This window comes from Streptomyces sp. NPDC093252 (assembly GCF_040683675.1).
Lineage (GTDB): Bacteria > Actinomycetota > Actinomycetes > Streptomycetales > Streptomycetaceae > Streptomyces.
This window is the reverse complement of sequence record NZ_JBFBEM010000003.1, coordinates 488,081-513,460: the sequence shown is the minus strand read 5'-3', so window position 1 is coordinate 513,460 and position 25,380 is coordinate 488,081. Positions and strand designations below refer to the sequence as shown.

Genomic DNA, 25,380 nt, shown 5'->3' with positions numbered 1-25,380 from the left:
CTCCTCGCCACTCGCCACCGGCGCCACCACCACTGCGGTACCCGCCCTCTGCAACGCCTCCCGGACCAACGGCTGCGGCCGGTACTCCGGCGGCCGACGGCTGCGGCCGGTACTTCGACGGCCGGTCGGCCGTGCGCGGCGGGCGGCTCGACCTCCGGCGCCGCCCCGAGCGTGCCGCTGCTCGGCCTGCCCGAACAGGCGTCCCGCACCGCCATCGCTGAGGCGTTGCTGAGGCATCGCCGGGATGCGGGAGGGCGCCTTCAGTCCGCCGGACGGGGGGCGCCCTCCCGCACGACCGGCCACCGGTGACCGGCGACCTCGCCGGAGGCTCAGCGCACTGATTCCGGGACCGGGCTGCTGGTCCTCGACTCGTACTTCGGGGCCTTCGCCGTCACCATCAGACCGGCCACCAGGCCCGCCAGGACCATCACCCCGGCCGCCCACCAGATCGCGGTGGTGTAGCCGTGGACCGTGCCCTCGGCGACGACCCGGGCGCGGTCGGCGGGGTTGAGGAGATGGGCGGTGATGTAGGCCGTGGTGCTGGTGGTGGCGATGGTGTTCAGCAGGGCGGTGCCGATGGAACCGCCGACCTGCTGGGAGGTGTTGACGGTCGCCGAGGTCACCCCGGAGTCCTGCGGGGCGACCCCCGCGGTGGCCGTCGCGAACACCGGCATGAAGGTCAGGCCCATGCCCAGGCCCATCAGCGTCAGCGCCGGGAGGATCTCGCTGGCGTAGTCGGAGTGGACCGTGATCCGGGTCAGCAGCAGCATCCCGCCCGCGGCCAGCAGCATGCCCGGCACCATCAGGGCGCGCGGCGCCACATGCTGGAGGAGCCGGGCCGAGATCTGGGTCGAGCCGATGATGATGGCCACCGTCAGCGGCAGGAAGCCCAGACCGGTCTTGACCGGGGAGTAGCCCAGGATGACCTGGAGGTAGTAGGTCAGGAAGAGGAAGAGACCGAACAGGCCGATGGTGGCCAGGGTCATGGTGAGGAAGCAGCCGGCCCGGTTGCGGTCCTTGATGATGTGCAGCGGCAGCAGCGGCCGGGGCGCCCTGGTCTGCCACCACACGAACGCCGCCAGCAGCGCGACCCCGCCCGCGAACAGCCCGAGGACCAGGGAGTCGGTCCAGCCGCGCGACTCGGCCTCGCTGAAGCCGTACACGACGGCCACCAGGCCGCCGCAGCCGAGGATCGCGCCGGGGATGTCCAGCCGGGCGCCGGGCTGGCCGGGCTGCTCGTGCAGCAGCGACAGCGCGCCGAACACCGCGACGACCGCGATCGGCACATTGACGTACAGGCACCAGCGCCAGTCCAGGTACTCGGTGAGCACTCCGCCGACGATGAAGCCGATCGCCGAGCCGCTGCCCGCGATGGCCCCGTAGATGCCGAACGCCTTGCCCCGCTCCCGGGGGTCCGTGAAGGTCGTCGTCAGCAGGGACAGCGCCGAGGGCGCGAGGACGGCGGCGAAGACGCCCTGGAGCGCGCGGGCGCCGAAGAGCATGCCGGAACTGACGGCGGCCCCGCCGAGCGCCGACGCCCCGGCGAAGCCGATCAGTCCGATCACGAAGGTCCGTCTGCGGCCCACCAGGTCGGCGATCCGCCCGCCGAGCAGCAGCAGACCGCCGAAGGCCAGGGTGTACGCGGTGATGACCCACTGCCGGTTGCCGTTGGACATCCCCAGATCGGCCTGGGCTGAGGGGAGCGCGATGCTCACGATGGTGGCGTCCAGGACCACCATGAGCTGGGCGAGGCCGATGATCACCAGCCCCCACCAGCGGCGGGGGTCGTGCTGCGCGGCGGGCTCACCTGTCCGGTTTGTCCGGGTGCCACTCACCCGCTCAGTCGACCATGGATGCCCCCCACCCGCATCCGGGACGGTGACCCTCCCCGGCGGCTTTGCCCAGGCTTTGTCGGGGGCTCGCGGGACGGGCGGGATGGGGTGTCCTTCCGCGGCGCGGTCAGGGCTCCAGTACGACCTTCCCCGTCGTGCCCCGGGTCTCCAGCGCGCGGTGGGCCTCCGCCGCCGCGGCGAGCGGGAAGCGCTGGACGGCGGGGACGAGACCGCCCGCGGCGGCCTCGGCGAGGGCGCGCAGCTCCAGGGCGCGCACCGGGTTCACGCCGCCCGCCCGCTTCATCATCACCGGGCCGAGCACCTGCTCGGAGACCCCTTCGACGAGATACGGCTCCCCGTCGTGCAGTCCCTCGCCGGACCAGCCGAAGACCAGGTGCTGCCCACCGGGGGCGAGCAGGGTGAGGGCGGTGCGGGCGGCCTCGCCGCCGACGCCGTCGAAGACATGGGTGACCCGGGGGCCGCCGAGACGGGCGAGCACCTCGGCGGACCAGTCGGGGCGCCGGTAGTCGACGGCGAGGTCGGCCCCGTTCGCCGCCACCCGGGCCGTCTTCTCCGGGCCCCCGGCGAGCCCGATCACGGTCGCCCCGGCGTTCTTCGCGTACTGCACGATCAGTGTGCCGATGCCGCCCGCGGCGGCCGGGACCAGGACCACCGACCCGGGGCCCAGCTCGGCGAACTGGAGGATGCCCAGCGCCGTACGGCCCGTGCCGATCATGGCGACGGCCTGGGCGGGGTCGAGCCCGGCCGGGATCGCGTGGAGGCGTCCGGCCTCCGTGACGGCGAGTTCCGCGTAGCCGCCGGGGGCGAACCCGAGGTGGGCGACGACCCGCTTGCCCAGCCACCCCCCGGCGACCCCCTCGCCGAGCGCGTCCACGGTCCCGGCGACCTCCCGGCCGGGGACGGTGGGCAGCACGGGCGGCTCGGGCAGCGGGCCCCGCAGGCCCGCGCGCAGGGCGGTGTCCAGGAGGTGGACCCCGGCCGCGGCGACGGCGATCCGCACCTGTCCGGGGCCGGGCACCGGGTCGGGGAGCCGCTCAAGGGTGAGGTTCTCGGCGGGGCCGAAGGCGTGGAGGCGGATGGCGTGCATGAGGGTCCCCCCGGGGCTGCGTGGACGGGCAGGCACGGGTGCGTGCCGGTGAGCGGTGGTGCGACGGTGGTGGGGGGCGTCCCGCCGGACTCCCCGCCAGTGACGCGTGGTGGTGCTCGGCGGTGGTGCCCGGTGCCGAGGGTGTCGGCGGGGTTCCGTGCGGCCGGACGCCCCCGCCGCCGTCCCTCGTGACTCTCCGCCCTCAAGTCCGCTTGAGGTCAAGCCGGTCGCCCCGGGGCCGCGGGCGGCGTACGGTCCCGTCCCGGCCCAGCGCCAGCGACACCGCCGTCAGCGCGCTGGTGAACGACACCTCCGACAGCACCCCCGGCGCCGCCACCTCGTCGCCCGCCAGAAAGACCCCGTCGCCCCGGTCCACCGCGGGCCGGTCGCGCCAGCTCGTGCCGGGCAGGTCCACCGCGCCGGTACGGCCGTGCGCGACCGCCTCGCGCCGCCAGGTCACCCGCTCGCGCCAGCCCTCGAAGGCCAGGTCGAGCAACCGCTCGGCGCGGGCGACGCCATCGGCGCGGGACTCGTGCGGGGCGATCGGGATCTGGCCCTGGATGAGCTGCTCGCCGGCCGGGGCGAGGGTGGGGTCCTGCGCGGTGAACCGTTCCAGCCAGCCCGGCGCGTCCAGATCGGACAGTACGAAGGGGTCGCCGCGGCGGGTCCGTACGGCCAGGTCGAGCAGGGCCGTACGGCCGCCCGGCCAGGTCAGCGACGAGTCCCCGAGGAGTCGGCGGGCGGCGGCCAGCGAGGTCGCCACGACGACGGGGGTGCCGGTGGGCAGGGTGTCGACCCGGGAGAGGGTCTCCACCCGGACGCCGAGGTTCCAGGCGCGGGCCGCCATCCGGTCGATGGTCGTGGCCCAGCCGCCGCGCGGGTAGTGCGCCTCCGGCGGCAGCTTGGCCGCCCGGCGCAGCCGCTCCTGCACGAACGCGGCGGACAGCGCGCCGGGGTCGTGGTGGAAGAGGGCGACGGCCGCGTAGTGCGCGGCGGCACGGGCGCCCTCCGCACCGACGCGCGCGGTGGCCCAGGTGAGGAAGTCGATGTCGACGGGCGCCCGGTGGGTGCCGTGGCGCAGCAGCCGGAGCAGGGCGAGGGGCGGGGTCCGGCGCAGCCGGCCGTGGTGGCGCAGCCGGAACCGGGCCGCCTCCCGGGCCGGGACCGGGGCGAGGGGGCCGATCAGATCGCGGCGGCTCAGCCAGGTCCAGTGGGGGCCGCCGTGGTAGAGGGCGTGCGGGCCGTCGTTCGTCCGGTAGGGGCCGTCGGTGGTCCGGGCCCGGCCGCCGAGGGTGTGGTGCGCCTCGTGGACGGTGACCTCGGCGCCCGCCTCGGCGGCACTGATCGCGGCGGTCAGCCCGGCGAATCCGCCGCCGATGACGGTGATGCGGTGCATGGGCGTCTCCTTGGGGTGGCTTGGGACGGCTTGCGGTGGCTTGGGGTGGCTTGGAGTGACTCGGGCGGGTCCTGGATGGGGCGCGGATGGGGCTCGGATGGACCTTGGATGGGGCCTCGATGGACCTTGGATGGGGCTCGCGTTGGGTTTCTCGGGTACGACCGCTGGAGTCGGCGGGAATGTGACATCGGGGCCGGGGGTCGGTGTCCTCGCAGTCGCTGCCGCAGGTGTTTTCGCAGGTCAGGGGGATTGTCAGTGGTGGGGTGCAGGATGGGGGGATGGTGAGGCGAGCGGCGGGACGGACGGCGGGCGAGGGCGGCGAGGGACAGGAGGCGCGGGAGACGCGGGAGGCGCGGGTGAGACCGGCGCGGCGGCCGGAGCTGCGGCTGCCCGCCCTGGACCCGTTCGCGGGCGGGAGCCTGGAGCCGGACGGCGACTACGACGGGATGGCGTTCCGGGACGGCGACTTCGGCGGGGCGGACGGCGGCGGGGCGCGGTTCATGGACTGCGCGCTGACGGGGTGCGCGCTGGACGAGACCCGGCTGCACCGCGCCCGCTTCCTGGACTCGGTGATCGAGGCGCCGCGCGGGGTGGGCACCAACCTCGCGGACGCGACGCTGCGGGATGTGGAGGTGCGGGAGGCGCGGCTCGGCGGGGTGCAGTTGCACGGGGCGGTGCTGGAGCGGGTGCTGATCCGGGGCGGGAAGATCGACTACGCCAACTTCCGCTCGGGGCGGCTGAAGGATGTGGTGTTCGAGGGGTGTGTGCTGGTCGAGCCGGATTTCGGCGGGGCCCGACTGGAGCGGGTGGAGTTCGTGGACTGCACGCTGAAGGGCGCGGACTTCAGCGCGGCGACGCTCACGGACGTGGATCTGCGGGGCGCGGTCTCGCTGGACATCGCGCGCGGGGTGGACCGGCTGGCGGGCGCGGTGGTCTCCCCGGGCCAGCTCCTGGAACTGGCACCGGTCCTGGCGGCGGAGCTGGGGATCAGGGTGGTGGGGTAGGGGGGTAGGGGGACGGCCCGGTGTCTACGAGACCCGGGGGAAGCGGGCCTGGAGGGTCCAGATCGCGGGGTTCTCGCCGAGGTCGTCGTGGAGGTCGATCAGATCGGCCAGCAGATCGTGCAGAAAGTCACGGGCCTCGCGGCGCAGTTCGGTGTGGGCGAAGCTGAGCGGGTGCTCGTCGCCCGGCATCCAGTCGGCGTCGATGTCCACCCAGCCGAAGCGGCGCTCGAAGAACATCCGGTCGGTGGACTCGGTGAAGTCCAGCTCGGCGTGCTGGGGGCGGGCGGCGCGGGAGCCGGCCGGGTCGCGGTCGATCCGTTCGACGATGTCGCACAGGGCCCAGGCGAAGTCGAGCACGGGCACCCATCCCCAGGCTGTGGACAGCTCCCGGTCCGTCGCGGTGTCGGCGAGGTAGACATCGCCGCAGAACAGATCGTGCCGCAGCGCGTGCACATCGGCGCGGCGGTAGTCGGTCTGGGGCGGGTCCGGGAAGCGGTTGGAGAGCGCGTAGCCGATGTCGAGCACGGAGGTGATGGTGTCACGGCAGACCTAGGATCAGAGACGTGCCCCGATTCAAGGCTCTTGTCCTCGTTCTCGGCCTCGCGCTGACCGCTGGCTGCGCTACGGCCGACGGGGCGCCGGGTGCCGTGGGCGGGGCGGGCGTCGGCGACCCGTACTTCCCACGGGCCGGCAACGGCGGCTACGACGTCACCCACTACGCCCTCGACCTCACCTACACCCCCGGCGACCGCCGCCTCACCGGCCGGGCCCTGCTCACGGCGAGGGCCGCCGAGGACCTCTCCGCCTTCAACCTGGACCTGGAGGGCCTGACGGTCGAGACCGTGGAGGTGGACGGCGAGCAGGCCCGCTGGGAGCGCGAGGGCCAGGAGCTGACGGTCCACCCGCCGGGCGGCCTGACCGGGGGCGCCGACTTCCGGGTGGCGGTGGCGTACGCGGGCCGGCCGCGCACGATCACGGACCCGGACGGCTCCAAGGAGGGCTGGCTGCCCACCCCGGACGGGGCGCTGGCGCTGGGCCAGCCGGTGGGCTCGATGGCCTGGTTCCCCGGCAACCACCACCCCTCCGACAAGGCGGCGTACGACATCGCGGTGACCGTGCCGGAGGGGCTCACGGCGGTCTCCAACGGCGAGCCGGCCGGACAGCGCACGGCCGACGGCCGCACCACCTTCACCTGGCGGACCACCGAGCAGATGGCGTCGTATCTGGCGACGGTGGCGATCGGCCGCTACCGGGTGAGCCGGACCTCGACCGAGGACGGTCTGCCGGTCCACACCGCCGTGGACCCGGCGGAGGCCGCGCCGAGCCGTGCGGTGCTGGCCCAACTGCCGGAGGTGCTGGGCTGGGCGCAAGGCCGTTTCGGCCCGTACCCCTTCTCCTCCACCGGGGCCGTGGTCGACCGGGCGGGGGCCCTGGGCTACGCCCTGGAGACCCAGAACCGCCCGGTCTTCCCCGGCGCCCCCACCGTCCGCCTCCTCGTCCATGAACTCGCCCACCAGTGGTACGGCAACTCGGTCACCCCGAAGACCTGGCGGGACATGTGGCTCAACGAGGGCTTCGCCACCTACGCGGAGTGGCTGTGGGAGGAGGACCAGGGCGGCCTGACGGCCCAGCAGACCTTCGACGCCCTCTACTCCGGCACCTACTACCCCGACCCCGCCGAGAACCGGGCCGTCTGGAGCTTCCCGCCCGGCGACCCGCCCGACGCCGCGCACATCTCCGGGCGCCCGGTGTACGACCGGGGGGCGATGGTGGTGCACAAGATCCGGGAGGCGCTCGGCGAGCCCGCCTTCGAGGCCCTCCTGAGGGACTGGCCCGCCACCCACCGCGAGTCCACCGCGAGCACCCGGGACTTCATGACCTGGGTGGAGTCGAAGGCCCCCGGCAAGAACCTCACCCCCCTCTGGGAGAACTGGCTGCTGGGGGAGGGGAAGCCGACTGCCTGATGAGGGGGGGAAGGGCAAGCCGACTGGCTAATGGGGGGAGGGGAAGCCGACCGGTTACCTGGGTGAGAGGGGAAGCCGGACCGCCCCTGAGCACCGCCGCGGGCCGCTCAACCGCTCCCGGTGGCCGTGACCCACGGCCGCAGCGCGCTCTCGGTGGCCTCCCGCATCCGCCGCTGGAGGCGCCCGGGGTCGTCCAGTGCCCCCGGTTCGTCGAGCAGGACCTGAAGGGCGCCGGTGACCGCCCCGAGGAACGCGCCGACCAGCGCCGCGGCCCGGACGGCGTCCAGCCGGTCGGGGAAGGCCGCCCGGAGCCGCCGGGCGATGGCCGTGCTCGCGTCGGCCTGCATCTGGAGCGCCTTGCCCCGGACCGCCGGGACGGTACGGGCTAGCCGGAGCCGCAGCAGGGTGGTCGGACCGGCCAGCTCGGTGCCGGACCCGTTCGCCTCACGCAGGGCCCGCAGCAGGATGTCGACGGGGCGTTCGTCCGGACGGCGGGTCTCGATCGCGGCGAGGACGGCGGCGACCCGGGCGTCGTTCTCCGGGAAGAGCACATCCTCCTTGCTGGCGAAGTAGCTGAAGAAGGTCCGGGTGCCGATCTCCGCGGCGGCGGCGATGTCGGCGACGGTGGTGCCCTCGTACCCATGGCGCCGGAACAGGTCCACGGCGGCGTCGATGACAGCCTGCCGCGTGCGCTCACGCTTGCGCTCCCACAACAAGGACGACCCGACCATGCGGGACACGGTAGGGCATGGTCCCCGGGGCACCGCGCAAGGCGGAGTCGCGGGGGGCGGGGTGCGGCGGCGGGGGTGTTCCCGCCCGGCGAAGGGGCCGCCGGGGGCCCGGAGCGGACCGGACGGCACACGAAGACCCCCCGACACCCGTCGGGGGGTCTTCGTGAAGCTCCGGACCGGGCCGGAGACGAGAGGCGCGTGCCGCGCCGCCTCGGGGGGCCGTCCTTAGACGTTCACCCCGAAGTCCTGCGCGATGCCCGCGAGGCCGGACGCGTAGCCCTGGCCCACCGCGCGGAACTTCCACTCCGCGCCGTTGCGGTACAGCTCGCCGAAGACCATCGCGGTCTCCGTCGCCGCGTCCTCGGACAGGTCGTAGCGGGCGATCTCCGCGCCACCGGCCTGGTTGAGGATCCGGATGTACGCGTTGCGGACCTGGCCGAAGTTCTGCGAGCGGTTCTCGGCGTCGTAGATCGAGACCGGGAAGACGATCTTCTCGACATCGGCCGGGAGGGCCGCCAGGTTGACGTTGATCTGCTCGTCGTCGCCCTCGCCCTCGCCCGTGCGGTTGTCGCCCGTGTGGACGATCGTGTTGTCCGGGGTCTGCTTGTTGTTGAAGAAGACGAAGTGGGCGTCCGAGTAGACCTTGCCCTGCGGGTTGACCGCAATCGCGGAGGCGTCGAGGTCGAAGTCGGTGCCGGTGGTGGTGCGGACGTCCCAGCCGAGGCCCACGGTGACGGCGGTCAGGCCCGGAGCCTCCTTGGTCAGCGAGACGTTGCCACCCTTGGACAGGCTTACAGCCATGGTCGGGAGTTCCTTCCCTCGATACGTGCGCTATGCCTCTGAGGCTTCGTACGGAACGAAGCTACAGCTACCCCTATGAACGCGAAGAGGGGTGTCACAGGTTCCCCCGCCACCCGGGTGGCTTTACTTTCTTTACCTTCGGGCCTCCTTCGGCCTCCTTCGACCCCCGCCGCCCCCCTGCCGCCCCCACGCCGCCCCCACGCCGACCCCCGTCGGCCCCGCCTTCGATATTCGGGTGACGCGGACACGCCCGGCCCGGGACCATGGCTGTCATGTCCGGTCCCCACTTCATCCGTGGCTCCGTCCCGCTCCCCGAGGCCGAGCTGCTGTGGCGTTTCTCCAGGTCCTCGGGGCCGGGCGGCCAGCACGTCAACACCACCGACTCGCAGGTCGAACTCCGGTTCGATCTCGCCGCCACCGAGGCCCTCCCCGAGGTCTGGAAGCGCCGCGCCCTGGAACGCCTCGCGCCCCGCCTGGTCGACGGGGTGATCTCCGTACGGTCCTCCGAGCACCGCTCGCAGTGGCGCAACCGCGAGGCCGCCGCCGTCCGCCTCGCCGCGCTGCTCGCCGAGGCCACCGCGCCCCCGCCCAAGCCGCGCCGCCCCACCCGCATCCCGCGCGGGATCAACGAACGCCGTCTCCAGCAGAAGAAGCAGCGCTCCCAGACCAAGCGCGGACGCAGCGGCCGGGACTGGGGATAGCGGGGGCGGGCCGGTCGGCGCGGGCACCTGAACCCCCTGCCGACCTCCTCGGCCCCTCACCCCCCTGCCGGCCTCCTCGGCCCCCTCACCCCCTGCCGGGCCCGCCACCACCCCTCCCGCCCCCGCCGCCCCCCGGTTCGCGGAAGCGACCACCCGCCCGGTTCGCGGAAGCGACCGCCCGGCCGGGCCCCTGCGGGCTCAGCCCAACTGCCGGTACCGCCCCCGGAAGTACGCCAGCGGGCTGCCCTCTGCGCTCGGCACCTGTGCCGTCAGGACCCGGCCGATGACCAGCGTGTGGTCCCCGGCCGGGACGCGCTGCTGCGTGCGGCACTCCAGGGTGGCCAGTGCGCCGCCGACCAGCGGGGCGCCGGTGCGGGCGCCCCGGGTGTAGGGGATGTCCTCGAAGAGCAGGCGGTCGCTGATCCGGCCCTTCATGGCGAACCGCCCGGCGATGTGGCGCTGGCTCTCGGTGAGCACGGACACCGCCCACAGGGGCTGCTCGTCGAGCAGGTCGTCCATGCGGGAGCCCTCGCGCAGGCTCACCAGGACCAGCGGCGGGTCCAGGGAGACGGACATGAAGGCGGTCGCGGTCATGCCCACGTCCTCGCCGTTCGGCGCCCGCGGGTCGTCCGGGTCCAGCGAGGGCTCCTGCGCGGTCACCAGGACCACACCGGCGGCGAGTCGGGACAGGGCGGCGCGGAACTCGTCGTTGCTCACCCCCTCAGCATGCCCGGCGGCACCCCCGGCGCGGGGTGCGGGCGGGGCGGTCCGGCCGGCGGGGACCGGCGCGGAGGCGGGGGCGGAGGCGGCCGGGGCGGCGGGAGGGGCGGAGTTCTGCACACCCCGGACGCTAGTCTCCGCCCTGGGGCCCGCGCATCGGACCTCCGTCCGAGGCCGGACCGGGAGGAGGTCCTAGGACCCGGTTCCGGAACCGCTCCGCGCATTCCGTCAGGGGCGCACAAGTTACAAAGTTTGCGTTCAGTAAAAGCACAGGGAAACGAGGGAAACCTCACGCAATTGTTCAGGTTTCGCTGTGACTTGAGTCACAAGACCGACTAATTGTTGACCCTGTGTACCGAGTGGGCAGCGCGCTGTGATTCAGTGGCGGGGAGGCTGAAGGAGGACACCGGAGGCTGACGGGACACACCGGGAGACGCCGAGTGCGCCGGGTACAGCGGAGCAGGAGCACGCAGGAGTACACGGAGAACGCGGGGTGGCCCGGGGACAACCCTTGATTCGCTGATTACGTCTGACGCGCTGCGAGATCTCGGGGGGAGGCGAGCATGGAGACCGAGTCGGAGCCCTACGTCCGTCTTGCATCCCTGCGGCAACTGCACCAGGTCATGGCCGACATGAACACGGCCCGGAGCCTGGCCGACACCCTTCAGACCGTCTCGGACGGGGTCGTGAACGCCCTCGGGTACGAGCTGGCGTGTGTGAACCTGGTCCGGCCGGACGGCGATCTGGTCGTCGCCGCCTTCTCCGGGAACCCCGCCGCCGAGGCCCTGATCACCGGCCGGGTCGGCTCCCGCGCCTCCTGGGAACGCCGGCTGGGCATGGGCGAGACCTGGGGCGACCTGATCTTCATATCGCACACCGAGGGCTGGGTCCTCGACGACGACGACGTCCCCCAGTGGCACACCGAGGGCCCCGCCCCCCGCTTCGCGGACGAGTGGCACCCCGCCGACCGGCTCTTCGCCCCGATGTACGCCCCCACCGCCCAGCAGGGCGCCGCCTCCGGCGAACTGATCGGCGTCCTGTCCGTGGACCGGCCGCGCAACGGCCGCCGCCCCGGCGCCTGGGGCCGCGAGGCGCTCCAGATGTACGCCTTCCAGGCGGCCATCGCCCTCAGCAACGCCCGTCTACGCGCGAATATGCAGCGGGCACTGGTCAGACTGGAGCGCGACCAGCAGGCGCTGCGCGCCAGCGAGGAGAGCTTCCGCCAGGCGTTCGAATACGCCCCGTCCGGGATGGCCATCGCCGAAATGGGCGGTGACCAGCACGGACGCATACTGCGCAGCAATGACGCGCTCTGCCGGCTGCTCGGCCGCCCGGCCTCCTCGATGCGCCGCTACTCCTTCTCCGACCTGGTCCACCCCGAGGACATCGGCACCCTGCTGCGCACCTCCGCCGAGGGCGGCCGGGCCGAACTGCGCCTGATCCGCCGGGACGGCACCTATGTCTGGGTCTCGCTGCGCAACTCGGTGGTGGCCGACGCCGCCGACGGCCCCCGGTTCCTGCTCACCCATGTCGAGGACATAGAGGAACGCAAGCGGCGCGAACTCCAGCTCGCCCACCGCGCCTCCCACGACTCCCTCACCGGCCTGCCGAACTCCGCCGAACTGCGCTCCCGGCTCGCCTCCCGGCTCTGCGCCCGCCCCCAGGCCGCCCACCCCGGCGCCGTCGACGCCATGGACGCCGCCTACGGCCACCCCGCCTTCGACGCCAACGGCCACGGCTTCGACTACCGCCCGGACACCCCCGGCGAGGTCCCCGACAGCTTCGACGGCTACGACCACCATGTGCACACCGCCGCCCCGGAGGGCGAGCACGACGACGGCACCAAGGGCCTCGCGGTGCTCTTCTGCGACCTCGACGGCTTCAAGTCCATCAACGACCGCTTCGGGCACAACGCGGGCGACGCGGTGCTCATCGAGGTCGCCCGGCGCCTGTCCCGCCAGGTCCGCGACGGCGACACCGTCGCCCGGCTCGGCGGCGACGAGTTCGTGATCCTCGCCGACGGACTCGGCCGGGCCGACGCACAGGATCTCGCCGTACGGTTGCGCAATGAGATCATCCAGCCCATCCGGGCCGAGGGCCGGGCCGTACGGGTCGGCGCCAGCTTCGGCATCGGCTGGGCCCACTGCGGGATGACGGCCGACGAAGTCCTGAAGTCCGCCGACGAGCGGATGTACGTCGAGAAACGATCTCGTCCCAAACAGCACCGGCGCGCGGGATGAGCCGCAGGTCAGTGGTGTGATGCGGGACGAGTCACCCGTTCGGGCCACACGATCGGGGTAGGCTCGCCATTCTTAGCCCTGTACACCGCTGTCTTTCGTTCCTTCCGCATCTGTTGAGGAGTACCAAGGGATGACGCCCGGCAACAACGGCGCGAGCACGCCCGAGGACGACGACCCGTTCGGCTACCTCTACGCCGACGGGCAGGCCAACGGCGCCCAGCCCCCGTCCGGCGGCTACGGCTACCCGAACTCGGTCAACAGAGTGCGCACGGTCGGCGAGCGCCAGTACGGCCAGCAGGCCCCGGCCGGACCGCCGTCGTACGGCGGCGGCGGGGTGCCGCCGCAGCAGGGGGCGTACGGACAGCCCAGCGCCCACTACGCGGCGCCCGAGACCTTCCCCGGCGCCGGAGCGCCGACCGCGCCGCAGCAGCCCGCGCGCGGCGGGGGCGGGGGCGGCCGGGGGCGCGGTCCCAACACCAAGGGCCTGCTGATCGGCGCGCTCGCGGTGGTCGCCGCGGTCGTCATCGGTATCGGCGTGGCCATGATGGGAGGGGACGACGAGGAGCCGGGCGGTGACACCGCCGCCGACTCCACCCCCACCCAGCAGCAGGAGTCCGACGGGCCGACCCCCTCCGCCGAGGACAGCGCCGCCGCCGAGGAGGAACTGCCGCTGGCCGACGCCCAGACGCTCCAGTTCGCCGGGACGGCCGCGACCGCCACCGAGGTCGGCGGTGCCCAGGCCAAGGGCGGGGTGTACGTCGGCGGCCTCAACCAGGTCGGCTCCTCCGTCACCTGGACCGTCAACGGCATCCCGGAGAACGGCACCTACACGGTCTTCGCCCGCTACAGCGCGGCCGGTGACGACCAGTCGATGACCCTCACCGTCAACGGCAAGCCCTTCGGCAGCAAGCTCAACCTCTCCAACTTCACCGGCTCCGACGACCCCGCCAAGGCCTGGACCGAGACCTACGCCTGGCCCACCCTCAACAAGGGCACCAACACCCTCTCCGTGTCCTGCAACGACGGCGACAAGTGCGATGTGCTGCTGGACCAGCTCTGGCTGAAGAAGGGCCAGGTCAAGAGCTGACGGCGGGGCGGACCGGTCCCGGTCGGGCCGCGCCGGCCTCCCCGCTCACCGCCACCCGCCCCCGCAGTTCGTCATACGTCCGCCGGTCGAACTCGCCCGCCACCGGGGACCGTACGGTCGCCGCGGCCAGGGCCGCCGCCCGGATCAGGCGGTCGTGCCAGGGCAGTTGCTCCACCAGCCCCGACAGCAGCCCCGCCACCACCGAGTCGCCCGCGCCGGTCGGATTGCCGGGCAGCCGCACGGGCGTCGTGGCCCGCCAGCGGCCCTCCGGGGTCACCGCCAGCAGCCCGTCCGGCCCCAGCGAGGCGACGACGGCACGGGCGCCCCGGCGCCGGGCGTCCTGGGTGGCGCGCAGCGGATCGTGGGAGCCGGTCAGCTCGGCCAGCTCATCGGCGTTCGGCTTGACGACGTCCGGGCGGGCGGCGACCCCCCGCCGCAGCGGCTCCCCGCCCGTGTCCAGCAGCACCGGCACCCCCGCGGCCCGTGCGGTGCGCACCAGCGCGGCATACGCGCCCACCGGAACGCCCGGGGGCAGGCTGCCGCACAGCGCCACCGCCGACGCCGCCGCGACCAACTCCCGGTACATCTCCTGGAACGCGGTCCACTCCTGGGCGGTGACGGTCGGGCCGGGTTCGTTGAGCTGGGTGGTGTCGCCGGTGGTCTCGTCGACGACGGCGACGGTCCGGCGGGTGGCGGCGGAGACGGGGACGAGCGCGTCGCTCACCCCGGGGACCGCGGTGAGCGCGTCCCGCACCTGGCGGCCGGTCGCCCCGCCCGCGAAACCGGTGACCGTCGCCTCATGACCGAGCGCGGCCAGCACCCGGGCCACGTTCACCCCTTTGCCGCCCGGCCGTTCGACCACCTCCGACACCCGGTGCGACCCGTGCGGACGCAGCGCGCGGACCCGGTAGGTGAGATCGAGCGCGGTGTTGAGGGTGACCGTGAGAATCACCAGGCCCGACCTCCCCCGGGAACATGCGCGAGCCATCTGCGCCGCTGACTCGATCATGCCAAAAACCCGCCCACCGGCCCAGCCCCGCGACAGCCGCCGCCACCAGGAATTTTCCGGCCGGAGCCGGGGTGTTGGGGCGGGCGGAGCTGGCGGGCCGCGTGAGGCCCGCCGGGGTTGCTGGGCCGGCGCGGGGGCTTGCTGGGCGACCGGTGTTGCGCGACCCGTAGGCGCACCGGAGTGACCGGGGCCACCGGAGCGAGGACGGCTGACGGGGCTGCCGAAGTCGCCGGGTTGTCGGGGGCCCCTGCCGTTGCCGAGGCCCCCGGAAGTGGCCGGAGGCCGGTCCCTACGGTGACTGCGGCAGGGCGGGGTCCACGATCCACTCGCCGCGTCGCATCACCCCGCGGACCTCGAACTCCTCGTCCAGCAGCACCAGGTCGGCGTACTTGCCGGGCTCCAGTGAGCCGATGCTGTCCGAGAGGCCCAGGAGCCGGGCCGGGTTGGCGGACAGGGCCTGGACGGCCGCGCCGACCGGGAGCCGGTCCACGGTGACCGCCCGCTTGAAGGCCCGGTCCAGGGTGAGGGTGGACCCGGCGATCGAGCCCCCCTCCACCAGCCGGGCCACGCCCTCGCTGACCTCGACCGCCAGCGGGCCCAGCATGTAGCGGCCGTCGCCGAAACCGGCCGCGTCCATCGCGTCGGTGATGAAGGCGACCCGGTCGGCGCCCGCGTGATGGAACGCCAGTTCCAGGGCGGCCGGGTGGAGATGGGTGCCGTCGTTGATCAGCTCGACCGTGACCCGGGGGTCTTCGAGCAGCGCCGCGATCGGGCCGGGGGAGCGGTGGCCGAGGACCGGCATGGCGTTGAAGAGATGGGTGGCGACGGTCGCGCCCGCGTCGATCGCCTCGACGGTCTGCTCATAGGTCGCGTCGGTGTGCCCGACGGCCGCGATCACCCCGTGCTCGGCCAGCAGCCGTACGGAGTCCAGCCCGCCCGGCAGTTCGGTGGCCAGGGTGACCATCTTCGCGTGGCCGCGGGCCGCGTCGATCAGCTTGCGGACATCCGCCGGGTCGGGGTCGCGCAGCAGGTCCTCCGCGTGGGCGCCCTTGCGGCACGGGGAGATGAACGGCCCCTCGAAGTGGATCCCGGCGATGTCGCCCTGCTCGGCCAGCTCCGCCAGCAGCCCGGCCCGGTGGGCGAGGAAGTCCAGCTCCCCGGTGACGGTGGAGGCGACCAGGGTGGTGGTGCCGTGCAGCCGGTGGGTGTGGATGCCCGTCAGGACGTCCTCGACCGTGCCGGAGGTGAAGGAGGCGCCGCCACCGCCGTGGTTGTGGAGGTCGACGAAGCCGGGCACCAGCCAGTGGCCCGCGGCGTCGGCGCGCGGAGCGCCGGCGGGGGCGTGGGCGGCGATGCGGTCGCCCTCGACGGTCACCTCACCGGCGTCCACCACGCCGGACGGCAGGACGACCCGCGCGCCGGTGAGGACCTGGACGTGGTGCGGCGGCTGCGGGCCGGCGGGGGACGTGCGCGCAGTTCCCCGCGTCCCTGGGGCGATTGCCATCAGGCCGATTCCTCCTTGAGGTCAGTTGCGGTGAGCAGATCCCAGGCCAGCAGCCCGGCGCCCAGGCAGCCGGCCGAGTCGCCCAGGGCCGCCGGGACGATCGACGGCAGTTTCTGGAAGGTGACCCGCTGCCGGACGGCGTCCCGCAGCGGTGTGAACAGCGTTTCCCCCGCCTCGGCCAGCCCGCCGCCGACGATCAGGGTGCGCGGGTCCAGCAGGGTGAGGGCGGTGACCAGGCCGTCGGCCAGCGCGTCCACCGCCTCCCGCCAGACGGCCAGCGCGCGCGGGTCGCCCGCCTCGACGGCCTTGGCGCAGTCGGCGGCGTCGGCCTCCGGGTCACCGGCCGCCCCGGCCCATGCCTCGCTGACGGCGGACGCGGACGCGTACCGCTCCAGACAGCCGCGCTGCCCGCAGGGGCAGAGGGTCCCGCCGGGCCGGACCACGACATGGCCGATCTCCCCGGCGAAGCCGTGGGCGCCCGCCTCCACCCGGCCGTCGATGCCGATGGCGCCCGCTATGCCGGTGCCCAGCGGTATGAACAGAAAGCGGTCGGCGCCCCGCCCGGCACCGATCCGCCCCTCGGCGAGACCGCCGGCGCGCACATCGTGCCCGAGGGCGACGGGCACCCCGAGCCGGTCGGTGAGCAGCGCGCGCAGCGGTACGTCACGCCAGCCGAGGTTGGCCGCGTAGGCGGCGACGCCCTCGGCCTCGTCGATGATCCCGGGCACGGCGACACCGGCGGCCACGGCGGGCTCGCCGAACCGTTCCTCCCCGTGCGCGCGCAGCGCGGCGGCGAAATCGAGAATGGTCTCGACGACCGCGTCCGGTCCGCGCTCGCGTCCGGTCGCCCGGCGCGTGGTGTGCAGGAGCGTGCCGTCCGCCCCGACCAGGGCGGCTTTCATCCCGGTGCCGCCCACATCGAGGGCGATGACGTGTCTCACGTGGGACAGTGTGACCCGTTGACCCATAAGAGGTCTAGTCCATTCACGTGGTGTAGACCTTGATTTCGTCAACGGGACGACCAAAATCGTGACGACCACAATCCGTACGGCCGGCGAACGGCACGAGCGGCACACGGTACGCACCAGGGACCGGACGCGCCGCGGCAGGTTCCCGGCCACGCAGGTACGGGCCACTAGACGACAGGGTGGAACCACGACAGTGCGGCAGCGCAGAACGGCAATGATCGCGATGGTGTCCGTGGCGGGCCTGACGGCGGTCCTGGGCGGGTGCGGGGTCGGGGGCCCCGACGAGGTGACCCTGACCCTGGTCGCCGCCGACTACGGCGACAGCTCCGGCAACGGTTCCGAGGAGTACTGGGACGGCCTGGTCGAGCGCTACGAGGCCGATCATCCGGGGGTCACCGTCGATGTCCGGGTGCACGCCTGGACCGACGTCGACCGCGAGGTCAAGGAGATGGTCGACGCCGGGGACCCGCCGGACCTGGCGCAGATAGGCGCGTACGCCGACTACGCCGATCAGGATCTGCTCTACCAGGCCGGTGACCTGCTCTCCATACCCGTCCAGGCGGACTTCGCCGACCAGTTCGCCCTCGCCGGGCAGGTGCACGGGGTGCAGTACGGGATGCCGTTCGCCGCCTCCACGCGGCTGCTCTTCTACAACGAGTCCCTCTTCCAGGACGCCGGTCTCACCCCGCCCACCACCTGGGAGGAACTGGCCACCGCCGCCGGGGAGCTGAAGGCGGGGGGCGTGAAGTACCCGTTCGCGCTGCCGCTCGGCGCGGAGGAGGCCCAGGCCGAGACCATGCAGTGGCTGCTCAGCGGAGGCGCCGGCTATGTGGACACCAACGGCTCCTACGCCATCGACTCCCCCGAGAACGTCGAGACGATCACCTGGCTGCGCGACGAACTCGTCGGCGAGGGTCTGACCGGGCCGGTCGCACCGGGGAAGCTGAACCGCGCGGACGCCTTCGAGGCGTTCGCCAACGGCGAGGTCGGCATGCTCAACGGGCATCCGTCCCTGATGAAGATGGCCGCCGCCAAGGACGTGGAGTTCGGCATGGTCCCGATGCCCGGCGTCGAGGGCGCGAGCGAGGCCATCATGGGGGTCGCCGACTGGATGATGGCCTTCAAGGAGCGGGGCCACCGGGACCAGATCGGCGAGTTCCTCAACTTCGTCTACAGCGAGCGCAATGTCCTCGACTTCTCCCGCCGCTACGACCTGCTGCCGGTGACCGACTCGGCGTCCGAGATCATGACCGCCGCGAAGGAGGACGCCGACCTCAGGCCCTTCCTCGACGAACTCCCCCTCTCCGAGCTGTATCCGGTCAGCCGGACGTCCTGGGCGACGGTGAGCGCCGAGGTCAAGACGGAGATCGGCACCGCGGTCGCCCCCGGCGGCAACCCCGCGGCGGTCCTGGAGCAACTCCAGTCGACGGCCCTGAGAGCGGAGAGCCGCTAGCGACGACCGGTTGTCGGTGGCCGGGGCTACGGTGGGGTCATGGAAAGGGAAGGGGAGAGGGCCGGGGACGGGGATGTGCCCGAGCAGGAGTCGCCCGGTGACCGGGCGCAGGCGTCGCTCGGTGACCGGGAGCGGCGGGTGCTGGCCCTGGAGCGGCGCGGCTTTCCCGGGCCGGGCGCGAAGGAGCGGGCGATCCGCGAGGAACTGGGCCTCGCCCCCGTCCGCTACTACCAGCTCCTCAACGCCCTCCTCGACGACCCCAGAGCCCTGGCCCACGACCCGGTGACGGTCAACCGGCTCAGAAGGGTCCGCCAGTCGCGGCGCGCGGAGCGCTGAGGGGCCGGGCCTGGCTAGGCTCGGGTGCCATGGGCAGCCACGAAAGTGACGCGAACGACTCCGCGACCGATTCCGCCACCGGTGGTCTTCCGACGCCGGTCACCGAGGCCGGGCGGCAGGGGGTGCGGGCGCTGCTGGCGGCGCCGGGGCGGGCGGTGATCGGCCTCGACTTCGACGGTACGCTCGCGCCGATCGTCTCCGACCCGGCGCTGGCGCGGGCCCACCCCGACGCCCTCGCCGCGCTGGTGGCGCTGGCCCCCGAGGTCGCCTCCATCGCCGTGATCACCGGCCGCCCGGCGGAGGTGGCGGTGCGGTACGGGGGTTTCGCGGGGGTGCCGGGCCTGGACCATCTGGTCGTCCTGGGCGCGTACGGGGCGGAGCGGTGGGACGCGGCGACCGGGGAGGTGACGGCGCCGGAGCCGCCGCCGGGGGTCGCGGCGGTACGGGAGGAACTGCCGGGGGTGGTGGGGCGGACGGGGGCGTGGATCGAGGACAAGGGCAGGGCGCTGGCGGTGCACACCCGCCGGGCACCGGATCCGCAGGCGGCGTTCGACACCCTGCGCGAGCCGCTGTTCGCGCTGGCCGCGCGGCACGGCCTGATGGTCGAGCCGGGCCGTCTCGTGCTGGAACTGCGCCCCCCGGGCATGGACAAGGGGGTCGCCCTCACGGAGCACGTCCGCGAGACGGGCGCGGGCTCGGTCCTCTACGCGGGCGACGACCTCGGCGACCTCCCGGCGTACGCGGCGGTGGAGGCGCTGCGGGGGGAGGGGGTGCCGGGGGTGCTGGTGTGCAGCGGGAGCGATGAGGTGCCGCGGCTGCGGGAGCGGGCGGATGTGGTGGTGGGGGGCCCTCCGGGGGTGGTGCGTCTGCTGACCTCACTGGCAGCCGCGCTGCGCTGACCGCGCCGCGGCGCCGTCGCCGGGTGCGGCCCGGTGGGTGCTCTTCGCGCAGTTCCCCGCGCCCCTGGAAGGGGCAGCGCCGTTGTCGGGTGCGGGTCGGTGGTCGCTTTTCGCGCAGTTCCCCGCGCCCCTATGGGGCGCTCCTGCCGACCGACGGGAGGGCCACCCCCCCCAGGGGCGCGGGGAACTGCGCGACCAGCCCCCACGCACCCGCACTCGCCCACCCAGCCCTTCAGGGGCGCGGGGAACTGCGCGAAGGACCCCCACCCCCACGCACCCGCACCTGCCCACCCTTCAGGGGCGCTGGGGGTACCCCCTCTGGGGGAGGAACTGCGCGAAAAGCGACCACGCACCCGCACCCGCACCACCGGGACGGTCACCCCAGGGCCCGTAGCTGGTCCAAGAACCAGCGCCCCGGCGGCAACGCCGTCCCCGCGGCAGCCAACCGCTTCGTCCGCTCCCCCCGCTCCCCCGCCGACATCGACAGCGCCGCGTGCAACGCCCCCGCGGTCCCCACCACGTCGTACGGATTCACCCCCACCGCGTCCTCCCCCAGCTCCTCCCACGCCCCCGCCTCCCGCGACAGCACCAGCGCGCACCCCTCGTCGGAGACGACCGGCACCTCCTTGGCGACCAGGTTCATCCCGTCCCGGATGGGGTTGACGAGGGCCACGTCCGCCAGCCGGTAGGCGGCGAGGGAGCGCGCGAAGTCGTCCTCCAGATGCAGCAGCACCGGCGTCCACCCCGCCGTCCCGTACTCCGCGTTGATCTCCTCCGCCAGCCGCCGCACCTCGGCCATGTACTCCCGGTACACCGCGAGGTCCTGCCGGGAGGGGTACGCGAAGGCGATGTGCACCACCCGCTCCCGCCACTGTGGGTGGTCGTCCAGCAACTGCCGGTACGCCAGCAGCCCCCGCACGATGTTCTTGGACAGCTCGGTGCGGTCCACCCGGACGATCGTCCGCCGGTCCGTCCCGCCGATCCGCTCTCGCAGCACCGCCATCCGCTCGGCGACATCCGGCTCGTGCGAGCGCCGCCGCAGGAAGTCCCCGTCGGCGCCGAGCCCGTGCACCCCGATCCCGGTCCCGCCCGTGCCCCCCGCGAACGCCTCGCAGCACGCCGTGAACGCGTCCGCCCAGCGCCGGGTGAGAAAGCCCAGCCGGTCCGCGCCGAGCATCCCGCGCAGCAGTTGCCCGGCGATGTCGTCGGGGAGCATCCGGAAGTACTCGGGCGGCGCCCAGGGGGTGTGGGAGAAGTGGCCGATGCGGAGATCGGGCCGCAGGGCCCGCAGCATCCCCGGGACCAGGCTCAGGTGGTAGTCCTGGACGAGAACCGCCGCGCCCTCCGCCGCCTCCTCGGCCAGCGCCCCGGCGAAGGCGCGGTTGTACGTCTCGTACGACGCCCACTGGCGCCGGAACTCCGCGTCGAAGAGCGGCTCCAGCGGGGTCTGGTAGAGCATGTGGTGGACGAACCAGAGGACCGAGTTCGCGATGCCGTTGTACGCGTCGGCGTGGATGTCCGCCGGGATGTCCAGCATCCGCACGCCCGGCTCGCCCACCCCGCGCCGGACCGCCTCACGGTCGCCGTCGCCGAGCGCGGAGCACACCCACAGGGCGTCGGCCTCGGGCCCGATCGCGGAGAGCCCGGAGACCAGCCCCCCGCCTCCGCGCCGGGCGTCGAGGGTCCCGTCACCGCGCACGGCGTACGTCACGGGACCCCGGTTGGAAGCGACCAGTACGCGCGCGGCGCCGGGAGAGGTTGCGGCCATACGCCTCAACCTAGCCCGCGCTGTAAACGCTCAAACGTACGGTTCCGGCACATGCCCACCCGCCGTATACGGCCACCCCGTCACATCGTCGTTGCTCAGGCCACCTTCCGGGCCGCGTACTCGGCGATCTCCGCCATCGGCGGGCGCTCCTCGGTGTCCACCGAGTACGTCCGCGCCTCGAAGCCGTCCTCACCCCGCTCGAACTGGGTGATCGACGGCCGCACCAGATGCCCGCGGGCCAGCCTGAGCTGCGCGGTGCGGTAGATCGCGGCGGCCATCCGGCCGAGCGCCTGCCCGTCCTGGTGCCGGTGCTTGCGCACCCCCACGTCGACCTGCGCCAGCGCGTCCAGGCCGACCAGGTGCAGCGAGTCCACCAGCATGCCCAGCTCGACCCCGTACCCGACCGGGAAGGGCAACTGCTCCAGCAGCGAGCGGCGGGCCGCGTACTCGCCGCCCAGCGGCTGGACGAAACCGGCGAGCTGCGGCCAGTGCAGATTCAGCAGCGGGCGGGCCATCAGCTCGGTCACCCGGCCGCCCTGCCCGGCCGCCCCGGCGAGCGGACGGTCGTACATCCCCTTGACGAGATCCACCCCCGGCTCGGTCAGCAGCGGGCCGACGATGCCGGAGACGAAGTCCGACGAGAAGTCCCTCAGGTCGGCGTCGATGAAGCAGACGATGTCACCGCCGGTGACCAGCAGCGACCGCCACAGCACCTCGCCCTTGCCGGGGACGGCCGGGATCCGGGGCAGGATCGAGTCCCGGTGCACCACCCGGGCGCCCGCGGCGGCGGCCACCTCGGCGGTGCGGTCGGTGGAGCCGGAGTCCACGACGACGATCTCGTCGACGAGCGGGACCCGCTCCATCAGGTCATGGCGGATGACCGTGACGATGTCGCCGACGGTCGCCTCCTCGTTCAGCGCGGGCAGCACCACGCTGACCGACTGGCCGGTGGCGCGCTTGGCGGCCATGATGCGATGGAGCGGGCGGTCGGACAGGGACCAGGTGCGGGTCATCAGCCAGCGCTCGACTTCTTCCACCACGGTCTGCGGCTCCTCACTGTTCGGACCACTCGGGAGTGTCTCGTACCCGTATGTGATCCATCTCGCGGTTCGGACGACTATCTCAACTGTGCTGGCCTTCGGTTACAGTCTTGAACAACGCTGATGACCATCGCATGTCGGGGGTCCGCAGCATCCACAACCGCTCAGACAACCGCATGAACAACCACATATTGCTCATCCAGAGGGGCAGAGGGAAACGGCCCGATGAAGCCCCGGCAACCCTCCAGCCGGTCTCGTAGCGATCAGTCCACCGACGGTTTCGGTGTGACGTGACGATCGTCTCCGCGAGGCTCCCGGCTAGGGAAGGTGCCAAATCCGTCTCACGGCGAGATGCGTCGTGAGGAAGATGAGGAGAAAGGGCCTCGCCTCCCATGGCTGTGCAGACTGTCGCCACCACCGCACATTCCACCGTCGATCTCGGACCCGCCGCCGCGCTCTCCTGTCGCGAATGCGGCCATCGCGTCCCGCTCGGCCCCCTCTTCGCCTGCGAGGAGTGTTTCGGCCCGCTGGAGATCGCCTATGACTTCTCGGGCTACGACACCGAGGAACTCCGTGCGCGGATCACCGCGGGCCCCGCGAACATCTGGCGCTACGCCCCCCTGCTGCCGGTCCCGGCGGACGTGGCGGACAAGCCCAATCTGAACCCCGGCTGGACCAAGCTCGTCCAGGCCGACAACCTCGCCCGCGAGCTGGGCATCACCGGCCCGCTCTACGTCAAGGACGACTCCGGGAACCCCACCCACTCCTTCAAGGACCGGGTCGTCGCCCAGGCCCTGGAGGCGGCCCGCGCCTTCGGCTTCACCACCCTGTCCTGCTCCTCCACCGGCAACCTGGCCGGCGCGGTGGGCGCCGCCGCGGCCCGCGCCGGTTTCCGCTCCTGTGTCTTCATCCCGCACGACCTGGAGCAGGGCAAGGTCGTCATGGCCGCGGTCTACGGCGGCCAGCTCGTCGGCATCGACGGCAACTACGACGACGTGAACCGTTTCTGCTCCGAGCTGATCGGCGACCCGATCGGCGAGGGCTGGGGCTTCGTCAACGTCAATCTGCGGCCGTACTACGCCGAGGGCTCCAAGACCCTGGCGTACGAGATCTGCGAGCAGCTCGGGTGGCGGCTGCCCGACCAGATCGTGGTGCCGATCGCCTCCGGCTCCCAGCTCACCAAGATCGACAAGGGGCTGAAGGAGCTGATCGCGCTCGGGCTGGTCGAGGACCGCCCGTACAAGATCTTCGGCGCCCAGGCCGAGGGCTGCTCGCCGGTGTCGGCCGCGTTCAAGGCCGGGCACGACGTAGTGCGCCCGCAGAAGCCGAACACCATCGCCAAGTCGCTGGCCATCGGCAACCCGGCGGACGGCCCGTATGTGCTGGACATCGCGCGGCGGACCGGGGGAGCGGTGGAGGACGTCACCGACGCACAGGTGGTGGAGGCCATCCGGCTGCTGGCCCGGACGGAGGGGATCTTCGCCGAGACGGCGGGCGGGGTGACCGTGGGGGTGACGAAGAAGCTGGTGGAGAGCGGGGTGCTGGATCCCTCGCTGACCACGGTGGTCCTCAATACCGGGGACGGGCTGAAGACGCTGGACGCGGTGGCGGACGCGGGGCTCACGGCGACGATCCGGCCGAGTCTGGAGTCGTTCCGCGACGCGGGGCTTGTCTGACCGTTTGGATTTGTTGTTCGTCTGCGGGCCCGGTGGGGGCCGGTCGCGCAGTTCCCCGCGCCCCTGGGGCGTTTGTCTGACCGGAGGTTTGAAGTGAGCGTCACCGTTCGTATCCCGACCATTCTGCGTACCTACACCGGTGGGCAGGCCGAAGTCGCCGCCGAGGGGACCAACCTCGGAGAGGTCATCGCCGACCTCGAGGCCAAGCACACCGGGATCGCCGCCCGGGTTCTGGATGATCAGGGCAAGTTGCGGCGGTTCGTGAATGTGTACGTCAATGATGACGATGTGCGCTTCGAGCAGGGGCTGGAGACGGCCACGCCCGACGGTGCCGGGGTCTCGATCATCCCCGCCGTGGCCGGCGGCTGCTGAGTTACGCACGGTTCTTTCCATTGCCCCCTCCGTGAGAGAAACGGAGGGGGCAATTCTGCATGGTTAGGCGCGGTAGAGTTGGGGAACCGCTGCCGTTCCCGTTTCCGAAGCAGCGATGAGAAGTAGCCAAAGTGTGTGGCTTCTTTGCGTCTTTAGTTCTCTTTGTCGGGCCCGACTTGCCCCGAACTCTGGGGAATTCTCCAGAAATTCCCGACCGGTCCTGCCTGGATTTCTCGTCCGATTGACCTGTTGCAGAGGGCAGTTGGGCAGATACATTCGGCCGCGGTCGACGCGTTCCGGCGCACGCCCCCAACCCATCGGGGTGCGAGGTATGACCCGGATCCGCGAAGTGTGGATCTGTGCAAGGGCCAGTAATAGGGGAGTTAGGCATGGCTCAGGGCACCGTCAAGTGGTTCAACGCGGAGAAGGGGTACGGCTTCATCGCGGTCGACGGTGGTGCGGACGTCTTCGTCCATTACAGCGCCATTCAGATGGACGGATACCGCACCCTGGAAGAGGGCCAGCGGGTCGAGTTCGAGATCTCGCAGGGCCAGAAGGGCCCGCAGGCCGATATGGTTCGCGTCACCGCCTGAACGTTTCTGATTCGGAAGGGCCCGCACCCACCTGGGTGCGGGCCCTTCCGGCTGCCCGGGGGCCGTCCCGGAGGGGGCGGGACAGGCCCGGGGAGGGCCCGTCCCGGGGCGGTGGATCACGGCAGGCGCTTGCACTCTCCTAGGGCGAGTGCTAATCATTGGCGTTAGCACTCTGAAG

The 25,380-nt window shown here is 72.8% G+C and carries 23 protein-coding genes and 1 riboswitch; of the genes, 11 read left to right on the top strand and 12 right to left on the bottom strand.

All coding sequences use genetic code 11. The features are described from left to right. Positions 1 to 329: 329 nt before the first annotated feature. The 3 genes from AB0O01_RS08330 to AB0O01_RS08320 form a co-directional block, all read right to left on the bottom strand. Positions 330 to 1,835: an MFS transporter gene (locus AB0O01_RS08330; protein ID WP_365311667.1), complete on the bottom strand. Its 1,506-nt coding sequence runs from the start codon at positions 1,833 to 1,835 to the stop codon at positions 330 to 332. A 124-nt stretch (positions 1,836 to 1,959) separates the two neighbouring features. Continuing rightward, positions 1,960 to 2,940 carry a zinc-binding dehydrogenase gene (locus AB0O01_RS08325; protein ID WP_365311666.1) on the bottom strand — a complete coding sequence of 327 codons (981 nt, stop codon included), beginning with the start codon at positions 2,938 to 2,940 and terminating at the stop codon, positions 1,960 to 1,962. Between the two features lie 202 nt (positions 2,941 to 3,142). Continuing rightward, positions 3,143 to 4,336 (bottom strand): NAD(P)-binding protein, encoded by a 1,194-nt coding sequence (locus tag AB0O01_RS08320; RefSeq protein WP_365311665.1) that lies wholly within the window; start codon positions 4,334 to 4,336, stop codon positions 3,143 to 3,145. Positions 4,337 to 4,614: 278 nt separating this feature from the next. Between AB0O01_RS08320 and AB0O01_RS08315 the strand changes: the two genes are divergently transcribed. Beyond that, complete coding sequence (locus tag AB0O01_RS08315; RefSeq protein ID WP_365311664.1) at positions 4,615 to 5,340, top strand: pentapeptide repeat-containing protein; 726 nt, start codon at positions 4,615 to 4,617, stop codon at positions 5,338 to 5,340. A 24-nt stretch (positions 5,341 to 5,364) separates the two neighbouring features. Here AB0O01_RS08315 and AB0O01_RS08310 read toward each other — a convergent pair whose 3' ends face one another. Continuing rightward, the gene (locus AB0O01_RS08310) at positions 5,365 to 5,865 is read right to left on the bottom strand and encodes a hypothetical protein (protein ID WP_365311663.1); all 501 of its coding nucleotides are present in this window, start codon (positions 5,863 to 5,865) and stop codon (positions 5,365 to 5,367) included. An 80-nt stretch (positions 5,866 to 5,945) separates the two neighbouring features. On the opposite strand from AB0O01_RS08310, the gene AB0O01_RS08305 reads away from it, so the two are divergent. Beyond that, positions 5,946 to 7,304 carry a M1 family metallopeptidase gene (locus AB0O01_RS08305; protein ID WP_365311795.1) on the top strand — a complete coding sequence of 453 codons (1,359 nt, stop codon included), beginning with the start codon at positions 5,946 to 5,948 and terminating at the stop codon, positions 7,302 to 7,304. Positions 7,305 to 7,411: 107 nt separating this feature from the next. Here the strand turns inward: AB0O01_RS08305 and AB0O01_RS08300 are convergent, their stop codons facing one another. Together AB0O01_RS08300 and AB0O01_RS08295 are read right to left on the bottom strand one after the other, a co-directional pair. Then, positions 7,412 to 8,035, bottom strand: coding sequence for a helix-turn-helix domain-containing protein (locus tag AB0O01_RS08300; protein ID WP_365311662.1), 624 nt, complete (start codon positions 8,033 to 8,035; stop codon positions 7,412 to 7,414). A 225-nt stretch (positions 8,036 to 8,260) separates the two neighbouring features. Further along, positions 8,261 to 8,836, bottom strand: coding sequence for a TerD family protein (locus AB0O01_RS08295; protein WP_365311661.1), 576 nt, complete (start codon positions 8,834 to 8,836; stop codon positions 8,261 to 8,263). A 263-nt stretch (positions 8,837 to 9,099) separates the two neighbouring features. Here AB0O01_RS08295 and arfB point away from each other — a divergent pair, with 263 nt between their 5' ends. Further along, positions 9,100 to 9,537 (top strand): alternative ribosome rescue aminoacyl-tRNA hydrolase ArfB, encoded by a 438-nt coding sequence (gene arfB / locus AB0O01_RS08290; RefSeq protein ID WP_365311660.1) that lies wholly within the window; start codon positions 9,100 to 9,102, stop codon positions 9,535 to 9,537. A 198-nt stretch (positions 9,538 to 9,735) separates the two neighbouring features. On the opposite strand, the gene AB0O01_RS08285 is transcribed toward arfB, so the two are convergent. Further along, on the bottom strand, positions 9,736 to 10,254 hold the full coding sequence (locus AB0O01_RS08285) for a flavin reductase family protein (protein WP_365311794.1): 519 nt from the start codon (positions 10,252 to 10,254) through the stop codon (positions 9,736 to 9,738). A gap of 566 nt (positions 10,255 to 10,820) precedes the next feature. On the opposite strand from AB0O01_RS08285, the gene cdgB reads away from it, so the two are divergent. Continuing rightward, entirely contained in the window at positions 10,821 to 12,497 is a 1,677-nt protein-coding gene (gene cdgB, locus AB0O01_RS08280) for a diguanylate cyclase CdgB (protein WP_365311659.1), read from the top strand. A gap of 130 nt (positions 12,498 to 12,627) precedes the next feature. Continuing rightward, positions 12,628 to 13,584 carry a carbohydrate-binding protein gene (locus AB0O01_RS08275; RefSeq protein ID WP_365311658.1) on the top strand — a complete coding sequence of 319 codons (957 nt, stop codon included), beginning with the start codon at positions 12,628 to 12,630 and terminating at the stop codon, positions 13,582 to 13,584. On the opposite strand, the gene AB0O01_RS08270 is transcribed toward AB0O01_RS08275, so the two are convergent. The 3 genes from AB0O01_RS08270 to AB0O01_RS08260 form a co-directional block, all read right to left on the bottom strand. After that, complete coding sequence (locus tag AB0O01_RS08270; protein ID WP_365311657.1) at positions 13,574 to 14,536, bottom strand: 1-phosphofructokinase family hexose kinase; 963 nt, start codon at positions 14,534 to 14,536, stop codon at positions 13,574 to 13,576. The two genes, AB0O01_RS08275 and AB0O01_RS08270, sit on opposite strands and share 11 nt — an antisense overlap. 346 nt (positions 14,537 to 14,882) lie before the next feature. Then, positions 14,883 to 16,097: an N-acetylglucosamine-6-phosphate deacetylase gene (gene nagA, locus AB0O01_RS08265; RefSeq protein WP_365311656.1), complete on the bottom strand. Its 1,215-nt coding sequence runs from the start codon at positions 16,095 to 16,097 to the stop codon at positions 14,883 to 14,885. Continuing rightward, positions 16,097 to 17,065 carry an ROK family protein gene (locus tag AB0O01_RS08260; protein ID WP_365311655.1) on the bottom strand — a complete coding sequence of 323 codons (969 nt, stop codon included), beginning with the start codon at positions 17,063 to 17,065 and terminating at the stop codon, positions 16,097 to 16,099. Before AB0O01_RS08260 ends, nagA begins: the two co-directional genes overlap by 1 nt. A gap of 223 nt (positions 17,066 to 17,288) precedes the next feature. On the opposite strand from AB0O01_RS08260, the gene AB0O01_RS08255 reads away from it, so the two are divergent. Genes AB0O01_RS08255 through otsB form a run of 3 tightly spaced genes read left to right on the top strand, consistent with a single transcriptional unit; the run spans position 17,289 to position 19,753 of the window. Further along, on the top strand, positions 17,289 to 18,518 hold the full coding sequence (locus AB0O01_RS08255; RefSeq protein ID WP_365311793.1) for an extracellular solute-binding protein: 1,230 nt from the start codon (positions 17,289 to 17,291) through the stop codon (positions 18,516 to 18,518). Between the two features lie 39 nt (positions 18,519 to 18,557). Next, entirely contained in the window at positions 18,558 to 18,854 is a 297-nt protein-coding gene (locus AB0O01_RS08250) for a DUF3263 domain-containing protein (RefSeq protein ID WP_365311654.1), read from the top strand. Positions 18,855 to 18,883: 29 nt separating this feature from the next. After that, positions 18,884 to 19,753 (top strand): trehalose-phosphatase, encoded by an 870-nt coding sequence (gene otsB, locus AB0O01_RS08245; RefSeq protein ID WP_365311653.1) that lies wholly within the window; start codon positions 18,884 to 18,886, stop codon positions 19,751 to 19,753. 376 nt (positions 19,754 to 20,129) lie between these two features. Here the strand turns inward: otsB and AB0O01_RS08240 are convergent, their stop codons facing one another. Continuing rightward, positions 20,130 to 21,521: a trehalose-6-phosphate synthase gene (locus AB0O01_RS08240; protein WP_365311652.1), complete on the bottom strand. Its 1,392-nt coding sequence runs from the start codon at positions 21,519 to 21,521 to the stop codon at positions 20,130 to 20,132. Positions 21,522 to 21,616: 95 nt separating this feature from the next. Next, positions 21,617 to 22,561 carry a glucosyl-3-phosphoglycerate synthase gene (locus tag AB0O01_RS08235; RefSeq protein ID WP_365311651.1) on the bottom strand — a complete coding sequence of 315 codons (945 nt, stop codon included), beginning with the start codon at positions 22,559 to 22,561 and terminating at the stop codon, positions 21,617 to 21,619. A gap of 192 nt (positions 22,562 to 22,753) precedes the next feature. Continuing rightward, positions 22,754 to 22,935, top strand: a riboswitch (SAM riboswitch). Positions 22,936 to 22,953: 18 nt separating this feature from the next. On the opposite strand from AB0O01_RS08235, the gene thrC reads away from it, so the two are divergent. The 3 genes from thrC to AB0O01_RS08220 all read left to right on the top strand — a co-directional run bounded on the left by thrC (position 22,954) and on the right by AB0O01_RS08220 (position 25,202). Continuing rightward, positions 22,954 to 24,237, top strand: coding sequence for a threonine synthase (gene thrC / locus AB0O01_RS08230; protein WP_365311650.1), 1,284 nt, complete (start codon positions 22,954 to 22,956; stop codon positions 24,235 to 24,237). Positions 24,238 to 24,330: 93 nt separating this feature from the next. Continuing rightward, a complete protein-coding gene (locus AB0O01_RS08225; protein ID WP_365311649.1) occupies positions 24,331 to 24,609 on the top strand; it encodes a MoaD/ThiS family protein in 279 nt (92 codons plus the stop codon). A gap of 389 nt (positions 24,610 to 24,998) precedes the next feature. After that, entirely contained in the window at positions 24,999 to 25,202 is a 204-nt protein-coding gene (locus AB0O01_RS08220; protein WP_004986573.1) for a cold-shock protein, read from the top strand. Positions 25,203 to 25,380 lie beyond the last annotated feature (178 nt).

What these genes read in the sequence shown, in the direction of transcription:
- AB0O01_RS08275 (WP_365311658.1), top strand. Translation starts at nt 12,628, where the DNA reads ATGACGCCCGGCAACAACGGCGCGAGCACGCCCGAGGACGACGACCCG.
- thrC (WP_365311650.1), top strand. Translation starts at nt 22,954, where the DNA reads ATGGCTGTGCAGACTGTCGCCACCACCGCACATTCCACCGTCGATCTC.
- AB0O01_RS08315 (WP_365311664.1), top strand. Translation starts at nt 4,615, where the DNA reads ATGGTGAGGCGAGCGGCGGGACGGACGGCGGGCGAGGGCGGCGAGGGA.
- AB0O01_RS08325 (WP_365311666.1), bottom strand. Translation starts at nt 2,940, where the DNA reads ATGCACGCCATCCGCCTCCACGCCTTCGGCCCCGCCGAGAACCTCACC.
- AB0O01_RS08320 (WP_365311665.1), bottom strand. Translation starts at nt 4,336, where the DNA reads ATGCACCGCATCACCGTCATCGGCGGCGGATTCGCCGGGCTGACCGCC.
- AB0O01_RS08250 (WP_365311654.1), top strand. Translation starts at nt 18,558, where the DNA reads ATGGAAAGGGAAGGGGAGAGGGCCGGGGACGGGGATGTGCCCGAGCAG.
- AB0O01_RS08255 (WP_365311793.1), top strand. Translation starts at nt 17,289, where the DNA reads ATGGTGTCCGTGGCGGGCCTGACGGCGGTCCTGGGCGGGTGCGGGGTC.
- AB0O01_RS08295 (WP_365311661.1), bottom strand. Translation starts at nt 8,836, where the DNA reads ATGGCTGTAAGCCTGTCCAAGGGTGGCAACGTCTCGCTGACCAAGGAG.
- AB0O01_RS08260 (WP_365311655.1), bottom strand. Translation starts at nt 17,065, where the DNA reads ATGGGTCAACGGGTCACACTGTCCCACGTGAGACACGTCATCGCCCTC.
- AB0O01_RS08300 (WP_365311662.1), bottom strand. Translation starts at nt 8,035, where the DNA reads ATGGTCGGGTCGTCCTTGTTGTGGGAGCGCAAGCGTGAGCGCACGCGG.
- cdgB (WP_365311659.1), top strand. Translation starts at nt 10,821, where the DNA reads ATGGAGACCGAGTCGGAGCCCTACGTCCGTCTTGCATCCCTGCGGCAA.
- nagA (WP_365311656.1), bottom strand. Translation starts at nt 16,097, where the DNA reads ATGGCAATCGCCCCAGGGACGCGGGGAACTGCGCGCACGTCCCCCGCC.
- arfB (WP_365311660.1), top strand. Translation starts at nt 9,100, where the DNA reads ATGGCTGTCATGTCCGGTCCCCACTTCATCCGTGGCTCCGTCCCGCTC.
- AB0O01_RS08220 (WP_004986573.1), top strand. Translation starts at nt 24,999, where the DNA reads ATGGCTCAGGGCACCGTCAAGTGGTTCAACGCGGAGAAGGGGTACGGC.
- AB0O01_RS08240 (WP_365311652.1), bottom strand. Translation starts at nt 21,521, where the DNA reads ATGGCCGCAACCTCTCCCGGCGCCGCGCGCGTACTGGTCGCTTCCAAC.
- otsB (WP_365311653.1), top strand. Translation starts at nt 18,884, where the DNA reads ATGGGCAGCCACGAAAGTGACGCGAACGACTCCGCGACCGATTCCGCC.